This window comes from Kribbella sancticallisti (assembly GCF_039530625.1).
GTDB classification, from domain to species: Bacteria; Actinomycetota; Actinomycetes; order Propionibacteriales; family Kribbellaceae; genus Kribbella; species Kribbella sancticallisti.
Map to the genome: position 1 here is coordinate 388,248 of NZ_BAAAOS010000017.1, position 20,551 is coordinate 408,798.

The 20,551-nt window shown below is 66.3% G+C and carries 20 protein-coding genes and 1 pseudogene; 12 read left to right on the plus strand and 9 right to left on the minus strand.

The window, feature by feature from the left end; all coding sequences use genetic code 11:
* Window positions 1-22 precede the first annotated feature (22 nt).
* The gene (locus ABD255_RS09575; RefSeq protein WP_344212013.1) at window positions 23-892 is read left to right on the plus strand and encodes an NAD-dependent epimerase/dehydratase family protein; all 870 of its coding nucleotides are present in this window, start codon (window positions 23-25) and stop codon (window positions 890-892) included.
* A gap of 69 nt (window positions 893-961) precedes the next feature.
* Here the strand turns inward: ABD255_RS09575 and ABD255_RS09580 are convergent, their stop codons facing one another.
* Window positions 962-1,435, minus strand: coding sequence for a GNAT family N-acetyltransferase (locus ABD255_RS09580; protein WP_344212015.1), 474 nt, complete (start codon window positions 1,433-1,435; stop codon window positions 962-964).
* A gap of 203 nt (window positions 1,436-1,638) precedes the next feature.
* On the opposite strand from ABD255_RS09580, the gene ABD255_RS09585 reads away from it, so the two are divergent.
* The 3 genes from ABD255_RS09585 to ABD255_RS09595 all read left to right on the plus strand — a co-directional run bounded on the left by ABD255_RS09585 (window position 1,639) and on the right by ABD255_RS09595 (window position 4,909).
* Complete coding sequence (locus ABD255_RS09585; RefSeq protein WP_344212017.1) at window positions 1,639-4,032, plus strand: immune inhibitor A domain-containing protein; 2,394 nt, start codon at window positions 1,639-1,641, stop codon at window positions 4,030-4,032.
* Window positions 4,033-4,143: 111 nt separating this feature from the next.
* The gene (locus ABD255_RS09590) at window positions 4,144-4,455 is read left to right on the plus strand and encodes a WhiB family transcriptional regulator (protein ID WP_344212019.1); all 312 of its coding nucleotides are present in this window, start codon (window positions 4,144-4,146) and stop codon (window positions 4,453-4,455) included.
* A 40-nt stretch (window positions 4,456-4,495) separates the two neighbouring features.
* On the plus strand, window positions 4,496-4,909 hold the full coding sequence (locus ABD255_RS09595; protein ID WP_344212021.1) for a PaaI family thioesterase: 414 nt from the start codon (window positions 4,496-4,498) through the stop codon (window positions 4,907-4,909).
* Window positions 4,910-4,984: 75 nt separating this feature from the next.
* On the opposite strand, the gene ABD255_RS09600 is transcribed toward ABD255_RS09595, so the two are convergent.
* On the minus strand, window positions 4,985-5,326 hold the full coding sequence (locus ABD255_RS09600; protein ID WP_344212023.1) for a TFIIB-type zinc ribbon-containing protein: 342 nt from the start codon (window positions 5,324-5,326) through the stop codon (window positions 4,985-4,987).
* Between the two features lie 111 nt (window positions 5,327-5,437).
* Here ABD255_RS09600 and ABD255_RS09605 point away from each other — a divergent pair, with 111 nt between their 5' ends.
* Window positions 5,438-7,150, plus strand: coding sequence for an AAA family ATPase (locus ABD255_RS09605; protein WP_344212025.1), 1,713 nt, complete (start codon window positions 5,438-5,440; stop codon window positions 7,148-7,150).
* A 34-nt stretch (window positions 7,151-7,184) separates the two neighbouring features.
* On the opposite strand, the gene ABD255_RS09610 is transcribed toward ABD255_RS09605, so the two are convergent.
* Together ABD255_RS09610 and ABD255_RS09615 are read right to left on the minus strand one after the other, a co-directional pair.
* A complete protein-coding gene (locus ABD255_RS09610) occupies window positions 7,185-9,089 on the minus strand; it encodes a penicillin-binding transpeptidase domain-containing protein (protein ID WP_344212027.1) in 1,905 nt (634 codons plus the stop codon).
* Window positions 9,090-9,294: 205 nt separating this feature from the next.
* The gene (locus tag ABD255_RS09615) at window positions 9,295-10,059 is read right to left on the minus strand and encodes a VOC family protein (RefSeq protein ID WP_344212028.1); all 765 of its coding nucleotides are present in this window, start codon (window positions 10,057-10,059) and stop codon (window positions 9,295-9,297) included.
* A gap of 130 nt (window positions 10,060-10,189) precedes the next feature.
* On the opposite strand from ABD255_RS09615, the pseudogene ABD255_RS09620 reads away from it, so the two are divergent.
* A pseudogene (locus tag ABD255_RS09620) lies at window positions 10,190-10,405 on the plus strand (L-rhamnose mutarotase); the annotation flags it as partial.
* Here the strand turns inward: ABD255_RS09620 and ABD255_RS09625 are convergent.
* The gene (locus ABD255_RS09625) at window positions 10,363-10,872 is read right to left on the minus strand and encodes a carboxymuconolactone decarboxylase family protein (protein ID WP_344212030.1); all 510 of its coding nucleotides are present in this window, start codon (window positions 10,870-10,872) and stop codon (window positions 10,363-10,365) included. The pseudogene ABD255_RS09620 and the gene ABD255_RS09625 sit on opposite strands and share 43 nt — an antisense overlap.
* A 106-nt stretch (window positions 10,873-10,978) precedes the next feature.
* Window positions 10,979-11,686 (minus strand): pirin family protein, encoded by a 708-nt coding sequence (locus tag ABD255_RS09630; RefSeq protein WP_344212032.1) that lies wholly within the window; start codon window positions 11,684-11,686, stop codon window positions 10,979-10,981.
* A 693-nt stretch (window positions 11,687-12,379) separates the two neighbouring features.
* On the opposite strand from ABD255_RS09630, the gene ABD255_RS09635 reads away from it, so the two are divergent.
* Window positions 12,380-13,369: an LPO_1073/Vpar_1526 family protein gene (locus ABD255_RS09635; RefSeq protein WP_344212034.1), complete on the plus strand. Its 990-nt coding sequence runs from the start codon at window positions 12,380-12,382 to the stop codon at window positions 13,367-13,369.
* 678 nt (window positions 13,370-14,047) lie between these two features.
* Here ABD255_RS09635 and ABD255_RS09640 read toward each other — a convergent pair.
* The 3 genes from ABD255_RS09640 to ABD255_RS09650 are packed head-to-tail and all read right to left on the minus strand — an operon-like array spanning window position 14,048 to window position 16,121.
* Complete coding sequence (locus tag ABD255_RS09640; RefSeq protein WP_344212036.1) at window positions 14,048-14,854, minus strand: DUF8168 domain-containing protein; 807 nt, start codon at window positions 14,852-14,854, stop codon at window positions 14,048-14,050.
* 47 nt (window positions 14,855-14,901) lie between these two features.
* On the minus strand, window positions 14,902-15,396 hold the full coding sequence (locus ABD255_RS09645) for a GNAT family N-acetyltransferase (protein ID WP_344212038.1): 495 nt from the start codon (window positions 15,394-15,396) through the stop codon (window positions 14,902-14,904).
* Window positions 15,396-16,121, minus strand: a complete 726-nt coding sequence (locus tag ABD255_RS09650; RefSeq protein ID WP_344212040.1) for a GntR family transcriptional regulator — start codon at window positions 16,119-16,121, stop codon at window positions 15,396-15,398. The genes ABD255_RS09645 and ABD255_RS09650 overlap by 1 nt, the downstream gene beginning before the upstream one ends.
* Before the next feature lie 191 nt (window positions 16,122-16,312).
* Between ABD255_RS09650 and ABD255_RS09655 the strand changes: the two genes are divergently transcribed.
* The 5 genes from ABD255_RS09655 (at window position 16,313) to ABD255_RS09675 (ending at window position 20,415) form a co-directional block, all read left to right on the plus strand.
* Window positions 16,313-16,561, plus strand: a complete 249-nt coding sequence (locus tag ABD255_RS09655; protein WP_344212042.1) for a DUF6284 family protein — start codon at window positions 16,313-16,315, stop codon at window positions 16,559-16,561.
* A gap of 65 nt (window positions 16,562-16,626) precedes the next feature.
* Window positions 16,627-16,884, plus strand: a complete 258-nt coding sequence (locus ABD255_RS09660; protein WP_344212044.1) for a hypothetical protein — start codon at window positions 16,627-16,629, stop codon at window positions 16,882-16,884.
* A complete protein-coding gene (locus tag ABD255_RS09665) occupies window positions 16,881-17,117 on the plus strand; it encodes a hypothetical protein (RefSeq protein WP_344212046.1) in 237 nt (78 codons plus the stop codon). Before ABD255_RS09660 ends, ABD255_RS09665 begins: the two co-directional genes overlap by 4 nt.
* Window positions 17,114-18,100, plus strand: a complete 987-nt coding sequence (locus tag ABD255_RS09670) for a hypothetical protein (RefSeq protein WP_344212048.1) — start codon at window positions 17,114-17,116, stop codon at window positions 18,098-18,100. The genes ABD255_RS09665 and ABD255_RS09670 overlap by 4 nt, the downstream gene beginning before the upstream one ends.
* Window positions 18,101-18,120: 20 nt before the next feature.
* Window positions 18,121-20,415, plus strand: a complete 2,295-nt coding sequence (locus tag ABD255_RS09675) for an ATP-binding protein (protein WP_344212050.1) — start codon at window positions 18,121-18,123, stop codon at window positions 20,413-20,415.
* The last annotated feature ends 136 nt before the right edge of the window (window positions 20,416-20,551 follow it).

Consider the following 20,551-nt stretch of genomic DNA (forward strand, 5'->3'; position numbering starts at 1 on the left):
GCACCGAAGGGAGAAGGCAACGATGAAGGTATTTCTGACCGGCGGTTCCGGCTACCTCGGCCGGGCCACGATCGAGTCACTGCGCAGGCACGGGCACGAGGTCACCGCGCTCGCCCGGAGCGCCCGGGCAGTCGAGACGGTCACCGCGCTGGGCGCGAAGGCGGCCGTCGGCCACCTGACCGATCTCGACGTACTACGCGCCGGCGCGGCCGCGGCGGACGGCGTGATCCACCTGGGCGCGGTGAACGGCGAGGAAGCGGCCGCGATCGACCTGGCCGCGGCTGAGGCGATGCTAGACGGCCTCGGCGAGCGCGGACCGTACGTCCACACCGGTGGGGTATGGATCTACGGCGACACCGACGGAGTGGTCGACGAGGGTGCGGCAACCAACCCACCGGCGATCACCGCGTGGCGGCTGGAGAACGAGGCCCGAGTGCTCGCGACGGCGGCGAACGGCTCTCACCCGGTCGTGGTGATGCCCGGACTCGTCTACGGGCGGTCGGCCGGGCTGATCGAGGCGTTCTTCGTGGAGCCGGCGCGCGCGGCGGGCGCAGTACGGATCATCGGGGACGGGTCAAACCACACGACGCTGGTGCATGTGGACGACATCGCGGAGTTGTACGTGCTCGCGTTGGGGGCGCCGGCCGGGGCGGTGTATTTCGGGGTCGCGCAGAATCTGCCGTTCGCCGAGATCGCGTCGGCGCTGGCTCTGGCGGCTGGTCATGCGGGCAAGGTCGAGCAGATCAGCCTGGAGCAGGCCCTCGAGCAGATGGGCCCGATCGCGGAGGCGTACGCCCTCGACCAGCAACTCAGCAGCTCTCGCGCCCACAGCGAACTGGGTTGGACCCCAGCCCACCAGGACGCAGCCGCCGACCTCGCCGCAGGCCGCTAGCCTGAGCTCCTCCGCGCAGCCGCGGCGGGAACATGCTCGCCGCGACCGTCACCGGCGCTGGTTGTGGAATCAGAGCGCCTTGCGCATTTGCTGGGAGGTGACGACGTAGCCCAGGGAGTCGTAGAGGGCGATGGCCGTGCTGTTGTTGCCGAAGACGTTCAGGCTGAGGTGCTCGTACCCCCGTCGGCGGCACTCCTCCTCACCGGCCAGCATGATCGAGCGGCCGAAGCCCTTGCCGCGCTGGTCCTCGTCGACCTCGATCCCGAAGATGAACGGGATCGGCTTCTGGGTGCTGATCCACAGGCTTCCGACCGGCTTGCCTTCGTGGCACGCCATCCAGATCAGGTGGTTCTCGGTGTGCCGGCCGTCGGGGACCAGCTTGCCGACCTCCCGGTAGGCGGTCTCCAGAGCGGTGGCCGGGTCGAGGTCGCGGGCCGGGCCCATTCCGGCGGCGAAGGACTCGGCACTGCGCCGGACCCAGTCGCCGAACTCGTCGTCGGTCAGCGGGCGGAGGGTGACAGGCGGTGCCTTGGGGCTGCTCACCCACCGAAGATACCGCCGCCGGCCCGTCGGGGCAGCCGGGTTATCCACACACTGTCACTGCGCGACCACGACTGCGCATCGTCACGGACCGATGACCGTGCGTGCGGTACCGTCGCCGGGATAGTTGCCACCGGCATCCCCGGGGCGCGGAGCCGCCGCTGCGCCTCAGGCATGAAGCCGCGCGAATACCAGGAGGAGGAAGCGTGCGCCTCAAACCCGCACGAACGACGGCCATCGGGGTACTGAGCCTGGCGGTGGTGGCTGGTCTCAACCAGCTCCCGCAGTCCTCGGCCGGTCCCGCTCCCGCGGACGGAACCGGATCAAGCGGCCCGGCCGCGGTCAAGGCCGGACCCGACGAACTGCCGAACCCGCTCGAGGACAAACGCCGGGACCTGCGCGAACGGGCCGTGGCGAACGTGCTCAACGGAGCGTCGAAGGTCGAGCAGCGAGGTACCAGCAAGGTGGTCAAGGTCGGCCAGGAGGTCGCGGTACCGGCGGTGCACGGGGTGACCGGGCGGTCGAAGCTCGCAGCCAAGCGCAAGGACCAGTACGTCGAGCCGGCCCGGGAGAAGACCGACAAGATCTTCGTCATCCTGGCCGAGTTCGGCGACCAGCGGCATCCGGACTACCCGGACAGGGACACGGACCCGAAGACCGAGGGGCCCGCGACCTTCGCCGGGCCGCTGCACAACGCGATCCCCCAGCCGGACCGGAGTACGGACAACTCCACGGTCTGGCAGGCCGACTACTCGCCGGACCACTTCCGGAAGCTGTACTTCGGCCAGGGCGAGTCCGTGAAGACGTACTACGAGAAGCAGTCGTCCGGGCGGTACAGCGTGGACGGCATGGTCTCGGACTGGGTGAAGGTGCCCTACAACGAGGCGCGGTACGGCCGGAGCAACGGCTACCCGTGTGACGGCAACATCTGCGGCAACACCTGGAACCTGATCTCCGATGCCGTCAGCCAGTGGGTCGCCACTCAGAAGACGGCCGGCAGGTCCGACGGCCAGATCAAGTCCACCCTGCGGTCCTACGACCAGTGGGACCGCTACGACTTCGATGCCGACGGCAACTTCAATGAACCGGACGGGTACATCGACCACTTCCAGATCGTGCACGCCGGCGGGGATCAGGCCGACGGTGATCCGCAGCAGGGCGAGGACGCGATCTGGTCACACCGCTGGTACGCGTTCCAGAACAGCAGCAGCGGCCCATCGGCGAACAAGCTCGGTGGCACCCAGATCGGCAGTACCGGGTTGTGGGTCGGCGACTACACGATCCAGCCGGAGAACGGCGGCCTGAGCGTCTTCGCGCACGAGTACGGCCATGATCTCGGCCTGCCGGACCACTACGACACCTCGGGGCTGGCCAGCCACAACCCGGTGAACTGGTGGAGCGTGATGGCGCAGTCCCGGTCCGGTGCCAAGGGCGACGCCGGGATCGGGCTGAAGCCGCAGGACCTCGGCACCTGGGACAAGCTGCAGCTGGGCTGGCTCGACCACATGACGGTCAAGGCCGGTCAGACCAAGACGATCGAGCTCGGCCCGCACGAGTACAACTCGAAGAAGGCGCAGGGCGTGGTCGTCGTGCTGCCGAAGAAGAAGGTGACCACGCAACTGGTCCAGCCCGCCGCCGGCACAAAGTCCTGGTGGAGCGGGAAGGGCGACAAGCTGGCGAACACGCTCAGTCGCAAGGTCACCCTGCCGGCCGGGCCGGCCTCCCTCGACTTCCAGGCGAACTGGAAGATCGAGGACTGCGGCCCTGACCCCTGCGACTACGCGTACGTCGAGGTGAACACCGGGTCCGGGTGGAAGTCGATCCCGGGCAGCATCACCAAGGCCGCCGAGGCGAACGGGATCGACGGGGACAGCGCGGGCTGGAAGCCGGCGAAGTTCGACCTGACCGCCTTCGCGGGCCAGACGATCGACCTGCGGTTCCGGTACGCCACGGACGCGGCGGCGCACGAGGTCGGGTTCTTCGCCGACGACATCAGGCTCACCGCGGGTGGTCAGACGCTCGTCGACGACGGAGCGGAAAGCGGCCCGAACGGCTGGACCGCGACCGGCTTCCAGGCGGCGGGCGACTCGATCACCACTGAGCACGACAACTACTACCTGGCCTCGAACTACACCTACAACTCGTTCAACCAGTACCTGCGGCACGGGCCGTACAGCTTCGTCGGCACGCCCCGGCCGAACTGGGTCGAGCACTTCCCGTACCAGGATGGGTTGCTGGTGTCGTACTGGGACACCTCGCAGTCGAACAACGAGACGGCCGTCCACCCGGGCCAGGGCCAGTGGCTGCCGATCGACGCGAACCCCACGCTCCGAACCAGGCTGGACGGCTCGTTCTGGAAGAGCTCGGTGCAGAGCTACGACTCGACCTTCGGGCTGCAGAGGTCGGACTCGTTCGACCTGACCGTGGCCGGGAAGAAGAACCCCGTCCGTGGGGCGGGCGCAGTACCGACGTTCGACGATCGGTCGGAGTTCTGGTCCAAGGCGGTGCCGTCGTACGGCGTGAAGGTGCCGCATGCGGGAGTGAAGATCCGGGTGCTGACGCAGCTTGGCACGTCCCTGCGGATCCTGATCACGAGTTGATGAACGTTTGACATTGGGTACCAGGTCGGGTGCCGCCGGTTAGACAGACAGCCGTGCGGGACCCGATCACCCCGAGGTGTCTGTGATGGCTCACCAACTCCGGACTGGCCGATGAGGCGCAAGCCGCCCGCAGGGGCGGTTTCGAAGGCGCCCGAGGGCCTGCCCTCGCCCCTGCTCGAGAACTGGGAATGGCAGGACCGCGCCGCCTGCAAGGACGTGAACCCGGAGCTGTTCTTCGCCGCCGAGTCCGAACGCGGCCTGCGAAAACGCGCCCGGGAACTGCTGGCCAAGTCCCTCTGCGGCACCTGCCCGGTGCGCCGCGAATGCGCCACCCACGCGGCCGCCGTCGGCGAGATGTACGGCGTCTGGGGCGGCGTCACCGAGGAAGAACGCGAGCCCGCCCTGCACGCCCGGCAGCGCTGAGCCCGACCTGGAAGTTACCCATCGGTTTACGATGGGCGGCATGGAGCTGACTCTGGAACTGGCGGAGAAGGTGCTCGCCTCGCAGCCGTTCAGCGTGCTGCTGGGGACCCGGTTGACGGCGTTCGGGGCTGAGGGAGCGACGCTCGAGCTGGACATCCGCGAAGACCTGCGTCAGCAGAACGGATATCTGCACGGCGGGGTGCTCAGCTATGCCGCCGACAACGCGATCACGTTCGCGGGCGGGACCGCGCTCGGGCCGGCGGTGCTGACCGGCGGCTTCACGATCACCTACCTGCGGCCGGCGGCGGGTGCGGTACTGCGGGCTGTGGCGCGAGTGGCGCACGCCAGCAAGCGGCAGGCGACGTGCACCTGCGAGTTGGCCGTGCTCGACGAGGACGGCGTCGCCACGCTCTGCGCGATCGCGCAGGGCACGGTGATCGCCGTCCGCGCCTGAAGCCCGGTCAGTTGAACGGTCCGGTCAGTCGAGCAGCCCGGTCAGTCGAAGAGCTCGGTCAGTCGAAGAGCTCGGTCAGTCGAACAGCTCGTCGAAGAACGACTTCTTCTTCTTGCGCTGCGGGTACTGCTGGTACCGGTCGCGGTCGTTGTCGTAGCGGCGCTTGTCCTCGTACCGCCGGTCGTCGTAGCGCTTCTCCTCGTAGCGAGGCGCGTCGTAGCCCGGCTGGCGGGGCGGCTGCTGCTGCGGGTGGACCGGCTGCGGTCCGTTCAGGACGATCTCAGCGTCGACCAGCTTCTCCAGCTCGCCGCGGTCGAGGAAGATACCGCGGCACTCCGTGCACTGGTCGACGGTGACGCCGCTGCGCTCGTACGTTCGCATCGAGCCTCGGCACTTGGGGCAGGTCAGGGTCTCCATCCCATCCACTCTAGGTGACGAAAACCCCAGAACCCCGGGACCTCAGCGACTTCTTAGGAACCGCTGAACCGCCAGACTGGGCTGACACGATCTGCGACCTGGGAGACAACGATGGCCGATCAGTCCGCGGGCTTGCTGGCCCGGCGGCGGGCGCGCGGACTGTGGGTGCGCGGCGCTCGGCAACTGGGCTTCGCGAAGACCGGCGAGCCGGCCGGTACCGCGGACAAGCCCGCCGCGCTGGACACGTTCACCAGGGCGCTCGAGCTGGATCCGGGGATGACGGACGCGTGGCTCGGATTCCACGCGGCAGGCGGGGACCATGACACGGCCTTGGACAAGCTGGTCACAGGACTCGGCCGCTTCGGTGAGGAGCGGGACGCGGACAAGCGGCGGCTGAGCTCGACCTTCCAGGCGGGCTGGTGGTTCACCCATCAGCTCGAGACCACCGACCACGTCTGGCACGCGGAGGCCCTTCGCCGACTCGCCGCCGGGGACGCGGACCGGGCCGGGGAGGCGGTCGCGGAGATCATCGAGGACACGCGGCGGCACTTCCTGCAGTCCGGGGTGGCGACGCTGCGCAAGCAGTACGACGTGGCGATCCGCGAGCTCCGGCTGGTTCCGCAGGACGGGCACCTCGGGGTCGAGGCGATCCTGCGGCTGGGGATGTTGCTGGCCACGGTCGAGCAGTGGAGCGAGGCGGAAACCGTACTCAAGCAGGCCGCCGGGCAACAGTTGAACGACCTGGTGCGGCTCGACGCGGAGTACTACCTGGGGTTCGTCTATCGCGGCACGAACCGCGAGGAGAACGCCCTGCGCCAGTTCGAGTGGGTCTACGAGCGGAACAACGCGCACCGGCAGGTCGCGGAGGCACTTGCCGACTCCGAGTTGCGGTTGGACACGAGCCCGGCGCCCCGCAGTACGGGTGGGCCGGTGGTCCGTCGCGGTGCGCCGACCAGGCCGTCGTTGCATCGACAGCCCGATTGGGCCGCGGTGCAGCGCATCCTCAACGAACTCGACCGCAACGTCGGCATGGAGGGCGTGAAACGCCAGGTGTCGGCGGTCGCCGCGCAGGTCCGCGCCGGGCTGATGCGCGCCGAACGCGGCCTGCCGATGCCCAAGCTCGGCGGCCACCTGATCTTCGCCGGACCACCCGGCACCGGCAAGACCACCGTCGCCCGCGTCGTCGCCCGCCTGTACTGCGCTCTGGGGCTGCTCGCCGCGGACACGGTGATCGAGACCGACCGGTCCGGCCTGGTCGCCGAGTTCATCGGTCAGACCGCCGTGAAGACGAACGCGGTGGTCGACTCCGCGCTGGACGGCGTGCTGTTCATCGACGAGGCGTACGCCCTGCGGAAGAAGCGGACCGGCAACGACTTCGGCACCGAGGCGATCGACACCCTGCTGAAGCGGATGGAGGACGACCGGGACCGCCTGGTGGTGATCGTGGCCGGCTACTCCGAACCGATGGCCGAGTTCCTGGAGGCCAACCCCGGCCTGCGCAGCCGGTTCTCCACCCGGATCGACTTCCCCCGCTACACCGCCGACCAACTTCGCGAGATCGCCTCCCGCCTGGTCGCGGACCGCGGCGACCACCTGACCCCGGGCGCGATGGCAAGCCTCACGGCCGTCCTCGACCAGGTCTGCTCCAGCGGCCGGATCGACGAACTGGGCAACGCCCGTTTCATCCGTACGATCCTGGAGTCGGCCGCCAAGCACCGCGATCTGCGGCTCTTCAACTCACCCGGCATCCCCACCGACGAAGACCTCGTCACCCTGGACGCCAACGACCTGAAGGCCGCGGTCGGCGAAGTACTCAGCTTCTGACCGCGGCCTACGGCGTACTAGGGGCGTGTCTGGCCTAGCTGAACTTGGAGAGGAAGTTCTTCAGGATGGGGCCGGCGGCCTTGGCGCCCGAGGCACCGCCTTCGACGATCACGGCGAAGGCCACGTCGCCGCGGTAGCCGACCATCCAGCCGTTGGTGATGACCTTGCCGTTCGAGACCACCTCGGCGGTACCGGTCTTGGCCGCGACGGCTCCGTTGCCGGCCAGCACCTTCGCGGTGCCGCCGGTGACGGTGGTGCGCATCATCGTCCGCAGTGCCGCGGTGGTTGCTGCAGGCAACGGGCTGGCCGCGGCGCCGGCCGGGTCCTTGCCGGGCACCAGAACGGGCTTGAGAGCCGTGCCGTGCTGGACCGCGCCGGCCACCATCGCCATCTGCAGCGGGCTGGCCGTCACGGTGCCCTGGCCGATCATCGAGGCCGCCTCGGCGACGTCGTCCTTCGGGGCCGGCACCTCGCCGCCGTAGGCCGGGATCGCCAGCTTCACGTCCTGGCCGAAGCCGAACAGCGCGGCCGCCTTGGTCATCCCGTCCTTGGGCAGCCGCCCGTGCTGGGAGATGAAGGCGGTGTTGCAGGACTGGTTCAGCGCCTGCTCCATGGTGCCGTTGCCGTACGCCGCCAGGCCGTCGTAGTTCTTGAAGGTCTTGCCGAGCACGTTGATGGTGTTCGTGCACGGCAACGGCGTCGACTTGTTCTGCCCGGTGCCCATCAGCGCCGCCGAGGTGACGATCTTGAACGTCGACCCGGGCGCGTAGCGGCCCTGGAAGGCGCGGTTGTAGTTCGTCGGGGTCGGTCCGTTCGCGGCCGCCAGCACCTGCCCGGTCGATGCCTGTACTGCGACCAACGACGCGTTCAGCTTGCTCGTCGCCAGCGCGGCCTCGGCGGCGCGCTGCAGCGCCGGGTCCAGCGAGGTCTTGACCGGAGCACCGGCCTTGCCCTGCTGGGAGAAGACCGTCTTGATCGACAGCTTGGTCTTGCCGTCACGAAGCGTGACCGTACCGCCGGGGGTGCCCGCCAACTGCTGCTGGAACGCGTACTGCAGGCCGGTGGTGCCGACCTGGTCGGCGGCGGACGCGGTCGGCCCTGCGTTCTTCAGCGTCTCGGCGGTCGCGGTCTTCATCGTGCCGATCACGGAGCGAGCGAAGGTCGGGCTCTCGGCCAGCGACTGGGTGCCACCCATGGTGAGGACGCCGGGCAGTTTGCCCATCGTCGGCCGCAGCGTCTCCCACTCCTCGGCGCGGATGGTGATCGCGTCGACGAATTGGCCGGCCGGTGCGGCGACGGCGCGCGCCTTCAGCTTGGCGCCGTCCACCTGCAGGTTCTTGGTGAAGGCCGCGTACGTCGCCGCGGTGGCCTTGGTGCCGGCGGCGACTCCGACGATCACCACCGGGCGGTTCGCGGTCAGTGCCTTGCCGTTCCGGTCCAGGATCGAGGCGCGGGCGGGGAGGGCACGGACCCGCTTCAGGTAGTTCGCCTCACCCAGTCCCGGGTAGATGGTGTCGCCCGACGCCTTGATCTTCCAGGCGTCGCCGGTCTTCACGGCGGTCGCCGTACTGGTCCACTTCATCGTGCCGATGCCGCGCAGGACAGCCTCGACGTCGAGATCCTGGGTGCAGGTGTTGTCGTCGGAGCAGTTCGGCTCGTCCTTCGGCGTCACCGTCACGGACTGGGCGACCAGCGCGGTGTCGACCTCGTCCAGGCGCTTCCCGAAGGTCGCCGGAGTGTCACTCAGGGCGGCGGCCTCGTCGGGCTTGCCGTCCGGCGCCCAGGCCTTCACCCAGGCGGCGGCGAAGTTCTTCACGACCTCCGCGGATGCTTGCTTCTCGTTGTTCGGGTCCGGCTTTCCGCCCTCCGACTTGCTGTCGGTACAACCAGCGGTGACCAGCAAGGTACTCAGACAGACGATGGCAGCAGTTCGCTTCACGTTCTCAACTCTCGCACGGCGACGGGTACACACCTGGAACAGTCTTCGGCGTGTGGCCAGCCTGCCACGAGAGCAAAAATACTCAGCAGCGGCCGGTCCGGGACACGTTTACGACGCGCGACCGCCGCCTGAAGTTGGCCGGAACCGGCAAATCGTCCGACGATTGCCGGGGCGAATCCCCCTGATTTACAAGAGGAATCGGCCTTCAGCCGAGCTGGATCACCGCGAAGCGGGCGCCCTCGGGGTCGGCCAGAACCGCCATCCGGCCGAAGTCGGTTTCCAGCGGGTTGCTGACCAACTCCCCGCCTGCGCCGGTGACCTGGCTGACGGTGCCGTCGGTGCTGCCGGTGGCGAAGTACGGGAGCCAGTGCGGCGGCGTACCGGCGGGGAAGTCCGGGTGGAGTTGCCCGGTGCCGGCGACCGGCCTGTCGGCGGCGTAGAGCGCGGCGTACCGGGTGTCGCCGCCGATCTCCTCGGCCCGGTAGCCGAAGACGGAGATGTAGAAGGCCCGGGAGGTCTCGTAGTCCTCGCTGAGCGCCTCGCTCCACACCAGCGTGCCGGGGTGGGTGTTGCGGTCGGTGCCGAGGTTCTCTGCCGCCTGCCAGAGCCCGAAGATCGCGCCGTTCGGGTCGGCCGCGATCGCCATCCGGCCGTGCAGTGCCACCTCGCGGGGCTCCACCAACTCCTGCCCCTGCTGAGCCTTCACTGCGTCCAGGGTGCGATCCAGGTGGTCAGTGGCGAGGTACGTGGTCCAGCGGCTCGGCAGGTGCTCGGTACCGGGCTGCTTCGGGCCGATGCCGCCCACGTTCTCACCGTCCAGCTTGCAGACCCAGTAGTCGCGGGAGCCTTGGTGCTGGCAGTCCCACCCGAACAGGTCGGCGTAGAACCGGGCAGCCGCTGCGGTGTCGTCGGCGGCCAGGTCCACCCAGTTGGGCGTCCCCGGCGGCCACGGCAGGCTCCGCTCGACCATGAAAGTCCTTCCGCTGGAATGCGTTGTCCAGAACAGCCCCCCAACCTGCCAGGGACCATCGGCCACGTCGAGAAGTTCGCCGTGAGATCGGGTAACGGTTCGGTCACTCCCGGGCGTATCCTGCACGATTGTGACCCGCCTAGCACTCCACAGCCGCCTCATCGCCGGCACCGAAGAGGCCTACGAGCTCGAGCACGCCCGCGTCTGGCCCGAGCTGATCGCGGTGATGAACCAGGCCGGCATCCACGACTGGACCATCTGGCGCAGCGGCCGCGACCTGTTCCACCTGGTCGAGTGCGACGACTACGAGGCCGCCGTGGCCCGGCTCGCGAACGACCCGGTGGACCAGCGCTGGCAGCAGCACATGAGCCAGTTCGTGGAGAGCTTCGCCCAGAATCCCGACGGACTGGCCGGCCAGTCCCTGCGGCACGTCATCGCGATGAGTTGCTCCTCGTCGTAGTGGTCGGCGGCGGCGGCCCAGGCCTCGTCCGTCACCCCGCCGGCCGCATCGGCGATGCGGGTGCCCTGCTCAGTCAGTTCCAGCGCGACCCGCTCGGCCTCGGTGAAGACGGTGGCCTCGCGCCACGCCGCGACCAGGCTGAGGCGCAGCGGCGACTCTCCGGCGGCGAGCGCGTCCTTGGTGTGCATGTCGGTGCAGAATCCGCACCCGTTGATCTGACTCGCGCGCAGCCTCATCAACTCCTGCGTCGCGGCGGGCAGCGTGCTCTCGGCGACCGCGTGTCCGGCCGAGGCGAGGTACTTCACGACCTTGCCTGCCACCGGGCTGCCGAAGATGTTCGAACGGGCATCCATGAGGGACTCCTCTGCCGTTGTCGGGATATCTGCCTCTACCGACGAACACTGGCAGCGAGTTGTGAGGTGGATGGCGGCCGACGTGACGTGGATCTCGTCCCGCGATCTAGGCCAGCATTTCCCAGACCAGTACCTCGGCTCCGCCAGGGCCGGCGGTGACGCGTTGGCCGTCGGCGGCGACCAGGCGGGCCGCGTCCGCAGTACCGAGTGATCCGGCGCCCTCGAGCAAGATGGTGCCGAGGGCAACGAATAGGTGAACGTACGGCGCTGTCGGCAGTTGGACGGCCTGGCCTGGAGCCAGGCGGGCCGCATAAAGACCGGCTTTGGATTGGTTGATCCGGATCGCGGCAGTGTCGGCGTGCTTCGGCAGGCCGGACGCGATCGGTACAAGGTCACCCCCGGCGAGGCTGTCGCCCACCTCCGCCTGCTGGTACGACGGGTCCAGGTCGAGCTCGTCCGGCCGGACCCACATCTGCACATACCGCACGGGCTCGCCCGCGTCGTTCCGCTCGGAGTGCTGGATGCCGCTGCCGGCGCTCATCCGCTGAGCGAGCCCGGGGTAGACGATGCCGCTGTGGCCCTCGGAGTCCTGGTGCACCAAGGCGCCCCGCAGTACCCAGGTGACGATCTCGAGGTCCTGGTGCGGGTGCGTGTCGAACCCGGTGCCAGGGGCAACCACTTCGTCGTTGTGCACCACCAGCAGGCCGAAGCCGACGTTCGCGGGGTCGTAGTACGGGCCGAACGAGAACGAGTGGTGCGAGTCCAGCCAGCCGGACGTCGTACGAAAGCGGTCGTCGGCCCGGCGGATGTCCACCCTCTAGTAATACCCCATCAGAAAAGCGGGACTGCGGCCGCTCGGTGGGTCGTCGTATTGGTGTTCGGCAAGATTCGAAGTGGTCGCTGAGCCTGATCGACTAGATGAGATGGACCCCCAATGAACGGGTCTGAACGGGGACGGATGAGACCCACTTTGAGACCCTTCCCCTGCGCCGCTAGCCGCTGGTGTGTCGACCGCTCCAACATGCTTTCCAAGTCCTCGGATCGCCGTTCAGCAGGCTGTTTGGACGTCCGCGCAGCGTGGGTGAGCGTCGCCCTGGTCGTCGTGAACGGTCGCGAACGACGACGGATGAGACGGAAACTGAGACGGACAGTGTCAGCGCTGGCAGGCCGGCCTGCTGCCTCCTGCTGGCCGGTGTGAGGCATACGAGAGGCAGTGTTGGCGGTATGTAGGCGTCGAGGCAAGACTCTGCGACAATCGCAGAATGGATTGGATTAGGGACAACCTTGAATGGATTGTCGGCGGAGCGGTCGCAACGTTCGTTGCGATCTGCGGTCTATTGGCGAGCGCGCGTTTCCGTTCCTCGCGACGACAGGATCAGAAGGGCGGAAAGGGGAGCGTGAATCTCCAAGCCGGAAAGAACATCAAGTATCGGCGTGATGGCAAGTGAAACCAGATCAGCAGCAGGAGGGAGCTGAGGGATCCGTCAACTTGCAGGCAGGAAAGTCGATGGAAGTGGTGATCAATCAGGGCTTGGATGCGGATACAGCCATCAAGATGATGGAGATGGTCGCGAAGCGGAATATGCTTGAAATGCAGGGCTACGCACAGGAATTGGTCGACCAGAGGGTTTCATGGCTGAATGACCAGATTTTCGAGAAGCTTCGCGAAGCGCCTGAATTGATCAACACTCTTCAGGATCCGGATATTCAGAGCACGCTTTACGCGGCGCAGAATGTTTTCGCTAAAAACGGGTCCGAGGAGCTTGGGCGCTCTCTGATTGACATGCTCGTGGATCGCTTCGCTAATGAGACCATGTCCCTGACTGCGATAGTCCTCAATGAGGCTATAGCAACGATAGGACGGCTCACGCCGCTCCAGATCAATACACTCACTGCGGTCTTCGTTTCGACCAGAATCCGGTCAGTTACTGCTGCAACCCCGGGGATGATCTTTAGTTGGCTCCGGGAAAACCTTGTTCCGGTGGCGGCTCATGTCGCGACACATGGCGCTGACTATGAACACTTGGCTTACACGGGCTGCGCGAGCATCGAAGTTACATCAAGCACCTTTGGATCCCTCTTGTCGGGGACATATCCTGGATTGTTTCCGAGGGGATTTTCCGAGCTCGAACTGCCCCTAGAGTTGCAAGGCAAGCCTGAACTGTTCATGCCATGCATAAATGACAGCACGAAGTTGCAGCTCAAGTTTCGGGATTCCGACGCAGTCGTTAGCAGTATGGTCCAGGATGGCTATGTGCCCGTTGCTGTCGAGCAAGCCAAGACCCTACTAAAAACATTTGTGCAGCCAGCCAATGAAATTGAGGACGCGGTAAAGCGTAATGTCCCAGAATTAGAAGCGTTCGTAAATCTCTGGCCAAGTACGCTCATGAATCAGATACGTCTTACCAGTGTCGGTCTTGCCTTGGCCCATGCTCATTGGCGTCAGCAATGTGGCGGAGTGACTGACCTATCGGTGTGGATCCCCAATACGAAGTGAGGGAATGCCGATCTGCGCGGGCTCTGAGACACCCGCGCCGCACGTAGTCCGTACAGTCGTGAGTTGGTTCGGCGTGGCAGCCGAGTCCGTTCGGTTCGTACGCTCATCGTTGCTAGTCATGAACCCGGATCCGTGGTCAGTTGGCTGGAGCGCCGTCTCGACAATGCTCACGGCCGTTGCTGTTCTCGTCGCTCTGTTCGTCGCCGTTAGAGACACGCTCCGAGTCAACCGACTGCTCGCCGCCGAGGCGAACGACCGTAGACGTGGCCAAGCGTCGCAGGTCTCGGCGTGGGCGACGAGTGAGACGGAGTACCCGGACGTTCCACCCCGCAACATAATCGGGAGCCCTTGGTATGCGGCCGCGCATGTCCTGAACAGCAGCCCTTTCGCAATCAGCGACGTAGAGGTTGAAATCGGGAGCTTGAACACGGCAGGGAATTGGGAGAGCTTTCGCGAGACCGAGCGCCGTTCTGTTCTCCCTCCCGGCGGCGCGTTAGATGCTTCCTTTACTGCGGAACGCATACGTGCGTTTTCTTATCCAAAATACAATATCCTGGTATGTAGACTCTCATTCCGGGACAATGCTGGCATGCCGGTGGCATCGTGACGAATTCAATAACCTTCGTGAGGTCTCGGAGGATCAGGGGAGATAATCCGCACCGGGCCGCCGTGCTTTCCCTACTGGTCGGAGCTGGGTGGTGGGGCAGTGAGTGACACGCGATAGGCTACGAAGCGTTCGACAACCTTCCGTGCCAGAGTCAATGCCTCTACTCGCTGCCGCTCGGTGGCGGCTGTGTCGGCGCCATGGCGGCGAGACGTCGCCATGGCCTCTAACGGTTTGATCTCCTCGCGCTTAATGTCGAGATGAGTTTTCAGGTCGATCCAAGACTGCTTTCGAGCGGAGTCATCGTCAGCATCGCCATACAAGAACCACTGGCGGATGCTTTCTATTGCTCGATAGCAGAGCACTACGGTTTCGCCAGGTAGGTCCAGGGCGGTGCGCAGGTCTGCGAGGGCCAGTCGAACCAGCGGCTCTTCAATCGCCATGCGTGTGAAGGGCTGAAGCTTCACGGCTTCGACGCGTGTTTCGTCGGAGCCTTTGGGTAAAAACTCGTCCCACTGGAGCTTGCGGTAGTGGAGTTCCTTGCCGTCAACGATCATCGATAGGATTTCTCCTCGAAGAGGCGCTGCCAGGAAGAATCCCAGCGAGTCGAGGCATCCTTGTACTATTGCGCCTATCCTATTCAGGAATGTAGCGAAGTCATCCGGTCTATCTGCCTCGATGAAGACATTGAAAAGGCCCAGCATGACGGAGAGTTGGCAACGAGCTCCGTCGAACGTGTATTGGATGGGCTCATCATAGGTCCATCCGAGCCGGTTCGGATGAACCAGGCCTGTGACCACGGCAAGCATTTGTTCAGGCCGAGGCGACTCGGCCTGAACGACAAGACTGTCGTCGGAGTGAGTGTCGGGGCTGTTGCTCATAGCGGACACTTTGCCTTACCGATGCGGTTACTGCGATACCTGCGACCTCACGAATTCAACTTCCGTTGAAATAGAGCCCCGCTCATTCGGCCCGGTATCTCGCAGGTGCGCACGTGCTCGAAACCGTGAGCGACGTAGTACTCGTGGAGCCTAGTGTTGGTGCTCCAGCAGTTCAGGCGCACCCACCGCTTGCCGTCGCGGCGCGCCTGTTCAATCACTGCGTCAAGAAGGGCTGAGCCGTACCCCTTGCCGTGCTCTACGACGAAGAATCGGCTGATGTAGGTCTGCGGCTCTGCAAGCTCTTCGGGAGACCAGAAGTCAGCCTCTGGCTCGATCAGTGCCATCATCGCGACCACTTCGCCGTCGATCAGCCAGCCGACGAATGGGTACTCGTCGAAGTCGTGGTCGATGTTGGCATGGACCTGGGCCATGTCGAGGCCGCCTCGGTACTGGTCGGTGGCCTTTGTCGCTAGCCACTCCCCGGCCTCGTCGCGGACCTGGTGGACGAGCTTGCGGTGGGATTCGTCGAGCGTGATGAGCATCAGGCGTCCACGTCGTATGAGACTTCGACGCGGTCGGCCGCCATGCGGGAAACCATGTAGCGAACGGGGCGACCTTCCGCGTCGAAGCCCACGCGAGTGTGGACGAGTAGCGGTGTGCCGGGGGCCATCATCAGGCGCTGCGCTTCCTCAGAGCTTGGCATCCGAGCAGTGAGGGTGTCATGCCAGCGGACCTGCGTGTGTCCGGTTGCCGCCAACAGGCCGCCGTTGACGCCGAGGTCGCTGGGATTCCAAAACAGGTCGTTTCCGTCCGTCACGAACGGCGGGAAGTAGGAGTCGCTGAGCTGGTGGGGCTCGTCGTTGACCCAGCGGAGGCGGTTGCGTGCCTGGATCGCTGTTCCTGTGGGGATCTGGAGCGCCTCGGCCACATCGGCCGGCGCCTGGATCGTGAGGATCTGCAGGTCGTTCCTGGGGGTCCCGCCCTGAGCTTTGATGGTGTTGGCCCAGGCGTCGCCGTCGTTGTTGTGGGCCTTCTCCCACTCGGCCATCTTCCATTCCCAGCGGCGGATCTGCCGCACGCGACGAGTCCGGCCCTGGCTGCTGGTGATCAGACCTTCGGCCTCCAGAGCGGCTAGCGCGGCGCGAACCGTGTTGCGGCTCGCGCCATAGCGGTCCACTAGTTCCGCCTCGCTGGGCAGGGCTGAGCCCGGCTCACCGAGTGAGTCGCGGATCAAGCGCGCCACTCGCTCTTGCAACGTCTCTGGCATCCCACATTCCTCTCGTCTGGTGCTTGACAAGCTTATGCGGCTTGTTCCAACATGTCACTCAAGCTACTTGTTCCTACAAGCCACATAAGCAGACCAAGACCCATAGGAACCAGACAAGCGACGCCCCGGCGGTGGCACCCGCCGAGGCGTCTGGGTCGCACTCATTCCGTTTCAGCAGAGGAGCACAACCCGTGAAGATCATCCACCTTCAGGCCGCCGACAGCGAGGGTCCGACCGCTGCCGAGCTGGCCGAGATTCAGCAGGAATGGCCGCTGATCGCGGCCGAGCTGGACCTGCTGGACGCCGAGATCGCGTACATCAACGCCGGTCCGGCCGCCTCCGCTCTCGACCGTCGCCGGATTCGCCGCGCTGAGCGCCAGGTCTTGGCCGTCACCCGCGAGCTGGCCGACAGCGATGTTCTGACTGACGGTGCGGCATGAGCCGCCCTACTGCTCCGGACCGGCAGGCCACGGCGAGCGCCGAGCACAGGGCCCGGATCGTATTCATGTTGGAGTCCACGCTGCTGGTCGTTCTGGCCTTTGCTGATCTGCACGGGCTCGGCGGTATCGGGCGACCGTTGCTGTGGGTCGGCGTGGCGCTGATGGTCGCTGCGATCGTGATGTCTATCGCGGTGGTGCTGCCGATTCTGCGGCCGCGCCGGAGCTGGCTGCGGGTCCGGCTTGCGCAGCTCGCGTTGATCGGGACCGTTGTCGGTACCAACCTCGTCGGCTGGACCCTGCTACTGGCTGGGGGTTCCCGATGAACCGCCACCGGACGATGACCTTTACCGAGATCTTGGCCGCACGGCTCGGTGTTGATGAGCCGAACCTGCACGACGAGCTTGAGGCCCGGCTCGGGTCGTTGCTGGCCGCCCTGACCGGTGACGCGCCGGCCGACTCCGCCGAGATCGCCACCGCTCACGGCGACTTGTATGCGTTGGGCTGGCTCTACGACGACGCTCGCCGTGAGCTGGCCATCAGGGAGGCCCGGTCATGAGCACCCTGATTCCTACGTCTGAGGTCAACGAGTCCGGCAAGGCGAAGCGGTCCGGTGTCGAGCGGCTGCGAGTAGCCGCGGCTGAGGCATCGCAGGTCCGGGCGCTATCCACTCACCCTGACGTTGTTGCGCTGCGGGTCGAGGCGATCCGCACGCAGGTAGATCGCTGTATGTGGCTGGGGATCGTGCTCGGTCTGGCGTTCACGATGGTGAACGTTCAGGACTTCGCCGCCCGTGGAGCGGCCGTGTTCTCCCTGGCCTGGTTCGCCGCCTGGCTGCTCGACCCGATGGTGTCGCTGGTGCTGATCGCAGTACTGCGAGCTGAGCAGATCACCGCCCGGTATCAGGTGAGCGATGTTGGCCCGTGGATCGGCCGGACAAAGCGGTTCGCCTTCGCCGCGACCTACGCCATGAACACGTGGTCGTCGTTCCTCACGCTCGACGTGGCCGGGATCGTGCTGCACTCGGTGCCGCCACTGCTGGTGTTCTGCGCTGCCGAGACCGCCCCAGTTCTGCGGGACCGGCTGACCGAAGCGGTGCTGCGGGCCGAGCAGGCGGCTGCGCTGGCTGACCCGGTGAAGGCCGCTGAGCCGTTGGAGATGTCCCGCCCCGCAGTACAGATCCCGGATGCTCCGGCAGCCCTGGAGTCGGCTTCTGCCGCGCTCGCCGACACCGCCTCTAGCCACGTGGCGCGCAAGCCCCCGAAGCCCCGGAAGAAGGCCGCCGCGAAGCACGGCCGGAAGTTGCTGGCCGACTACGTGGCCGACGCCCTGGCGGGCGTTGAGCCGGGCGTAGAGATCACACCCGCGTGGGCTCGCCGGGTGAGTGGCTGTTCGGCCGGCCTGTCGGTGAAGGTCGCCGCCGCTGTCCGCGACGAGCTGAGCAAGACCACCAAGACCACTACGGCTGCCCCGGTGGCTGTCGAGACCACCACTGACGACGCGGCTGCAACGGGCGATGACTTCGCTCGTGCGGCGGCTTGATCGAGACAGGAGGCAGGTTCATGGACAACGTTCACAAGCTTCACGACAACAGCCGCGCCGAGGTTCACGAGACCGTTCACGACGGCGTTCACGAGGGTGTTCAGGGCGACGTTCAGGAAGGCGTTCCGGGCATCGTTCACGAGGACGCCGAGCGGGTGCCCGCTGTCGTCGCTGATGGTGTTCACGGCGCGGTGGATGCTCAGGTGATCGAGGGCGAGATCCTGACCGATGATGAGTCGGCCGAGTTGGACCGCCGGTTGGCGAACCGGGGCGCGCTGGTGCGCCGCGCGGTCAGCACCGGGCAGGTCGCGACCCGCGCCGTGGTGAAGGTCGGCACCCACGACAAGACGAAGACGGTCGGCAAGGTTGTGCTGCGGGAGTCGTTCACGGTCGTGCAGGGCGTCGAGTCGTGGGCTAAGCGGCTGTGGGATGCCTCGACCATGGGTGTCTACCGGCGTCAGATCAAGGCCGCTGAGGCGGCCGGTGACCGTGAAGAGTTGAAGGAGTGGGCCGACCGCAAGGAGATGGCCACCGAGCGCCGTCACCGCCGTCTGATGGATCTGCCGAAGCTGTTCGTCGGTGTCGTGAAGGTCCTGGCAGCGGTGCTGATCGGTGTCCCGCTGGCGGTGTTCGTGATCGCGGTTCTGACCAAGGCCACCGGCAACGGATCGTTCACGGGTGTGTGGCTTGGGTTCTTCGCCGTCATTGGGTTCACGATCGCCGCTGTCGCTTTCGTGTGGGGGCTATTCTCGATCGCCGCGCCGTTCCTGGTGGTGCTGGCCGCGTGGCGCGAAGGCAAGCGGCGCGCTGAACCGCCGTCGTGGCTGGTCACGACCGGCGATCAGGCGTGGGATGTCGCGATCGATGAAACCACGATCGCGTCCGCGCTAAACGCGCTGCGGATCCCGTCCATCACGCAGTACCTGAAGTCCGGTCTCAAGCTGCAGTTCATCACCCCGGCCCGCGTCGACGGGCGCGGCACCCACGCGGTCGTGCGGCTGCCCGCCGGTGTCACCGCGGAGAAGGTCGCACGGCGCCGCGCTGAGCTGGCCACGGGGCTCAGCCGGGCCGCGAAAGAGGTCTGGCCGACCACCGGCAGCGAGGCCGGAATCCTGGATCTGTGGGTCGCGGACAAGGGCGCACTCGCTGAGGGGGCGGGCGCGTATCCCTTGCTGGAGGGCGGTTTGGTCGACTTCTTCAGGGGCGTTCCGGCCGGTCGGACGCTGCGGGGTGAACCGATGCTCGCGCCGATGGCCGAGCGCAACACCATCACCGGCGGCATTCCCGGTCAGGGCAAGTCCGCCTCGGCGCGGGTGATGATGATCGGTGCCGCGCTCGACCCGACCGCCGAGCTGCGGATCTGGGTGCCGGACACCAACTACGACTTCGAGGTGTTCCGGCCGCGCTGCTCGCGCTACGTGATGGGCTCCGACGCCGAAGCGATCGAGAAGATCCGCGACGACCTGAAGGAGCTGTACGACGAGGTTCAGGCGCGCGGTGCGCTGCTGGTGAAGTACGAGATCCCTTCTGTCACAAGGGAAATCGCGAACAAGGGCGTCGGTCTGCACCCGCTCGTCGGGCTGCTCGAAGAGGCGCACGTGGCGCTGTATGACGACACGTACGGCAAGGAAATTCAGAAGTACGTGATCGAGATCGTCAAGCTCGGCCGCAAGCGCGGCATTCACCTGGTCGTTTCCACCCAGGCGCCCACGGCCACATCGATGCCGCGTGACGTGACCCGCAACTGCTCCAACGGCATCGCGTTCGCCGTCTCCGACCACGTCGCCAACGACGCGCTGTTGGGGCAGGGCGCCTACACCGCCGGCCACCGGGCAACCGAGCTGATCCCCGGCACCGACCGGGGAACCGCGATCGTGAAGGGCTTCAGCGGGGAGCGGTCGGAGATCTTGCAGTGGTACTTCCTCGACGTGTCCAAGGAGAACGACCAAGTGACACCGCTGATCGAGCGGGCGATGGCCGCGATCGCCGAACGCGGCGGCTCCAAGCCCGGCACGGCGCGGATCGAGATCGAGACCCGCGATCTGCTGGCCGACCTGGACGAGGTCTTGGGGGATGACCCGGTGCCGAGCGCGGATGTGCCCGCGCTGCTGAAGCGGCTCGCGCCGACCTGGGCGCCGTACCTGGGTATGACCGGCAAGTCGCTGCGAGACGAGCTCGCGAAGGAGCACGGGGTCAAGGTCCCCTCGACCGGTAACCGCTGGCCGATCGATCCCGCTACGGTCCGTGACGCGATCGTCCAGCGGGAACAGGCCGCAGACGAGGCCGACGACGGCGCAGGTCAGCTCGCGAGTTAACCCACGGCCGGGGGTCGGAACACTGCTCTGAGCGGCTCTGACCAGCGGTTTCCGATCCCCGGCTAACTCGGCTCACTCCGTAACTTTCCGCAGGTCAGAGCCACAATCAGCCCACCTCACCCGCCGAGTGACAAAC

Coding starts and splice junctions, on each gene's coding strand:
- ABD255_RS09650 (WP_344212040.1), bottom strand. CDS start 16,121: ATGCCAGAGACGTTGCAAGAGCGAGTGGCGCGCTTGATCCGCGACTCA.
- ABD255_RS09590 (WP_344212019.1), top strand. CDS start 4,144: ATGAGGCGCAAGCCGCCCGCAGGGGCGGTTTCGAAGGCGCCCGAGGGC.
- ABD255_RS09625 (WP_344212030.1), bottom strand. CDS start 10,872: ATGGATGCCCGTTCGAACATCTTCGGCAGCCCGGTGGCAGGCAAGGTC.
- ABD255_RS09595 (WP_344212021.1), top strand. CDS start 4,496: ATGGAGCTGACTCTGGAACTGGCGGAGAAGGTGCTCGCCTCGCAGCCG.
- ABD255_RS09615 (WP_344212028.1), bottom strand. CDS start 10,059: ATGGTCGAGCGGAGCCTGCCGTGGCCGCCGGGGACGCCCAACTGGGTG.
- ABD255_RS09660 (WP_344212044.1), top strand. CDS start 16,627: ATGTTGGAGTCCACGCTGCTGGTCGTTCTGGCCTTTGCTGATCTGCAC.
- ABD255_RS09575 (WP_344212013.1), top strand. CDS start 23: ATGAAGGTATTTCTGACCGGCGGTTCCGGCTACCTCGGCCGGGCCACG.
- ABD255_RS09600 (WP_344212023.1), bottom strand. CDS start 5,326: ATGGAGACCCTGACCTGCCCCAAGTGCCGAGGCTCGATGCGAACGTAC.
- ABD255_RS09645 (WP_344212038.1), bottom strand. CDS start 15,396: ATGCTCATCACGCTCGACGAATCCCACCGCAAGCTCGTCCACCAGGTC.
- ABD255_RS09665 (WP_344212046.1), top strand. CDS start 16,881: ATGAACCGCCACCGGACGATGACCTTTACCGAGATCTTGGCCGCACGG.
- ABD255_RS09635 (WP_344212034.1), top strand. CDS start 12,380: ATGGAAGTGGTGATCAATCAGGGCTTGGATGCGGATACAGCCATCAAG.
- ABD255_RS09640 (WP_344212036.1), bottom strand. CDS start 14,854: ATGAGCAACAGCCCCGACACTCACTCCGACGACAGTCTTGTCGTTCAG.
- ABD255_RS09605 (WP_344212025.1), top strand. CDS start 5,438: ATGGCCGATCAGTCCGCGGGCTTGCTGGCCCGGCGGCGGGCGCGCGGA.
- ABD255_RS09675 (WP_344212050.1), top strand. CDS start 18,121: ATGGACAACGTTCACAAGCTTCACGACAACAGCCGCGCCGAGGTTCAC.
- ABD255_RS09670 (WP_344212048.1), top strand. CDS start 17,114: ATGAGCACCCTGATTCCTACGTCTGAGGTCAACGAGTCCGGCAAGGCG.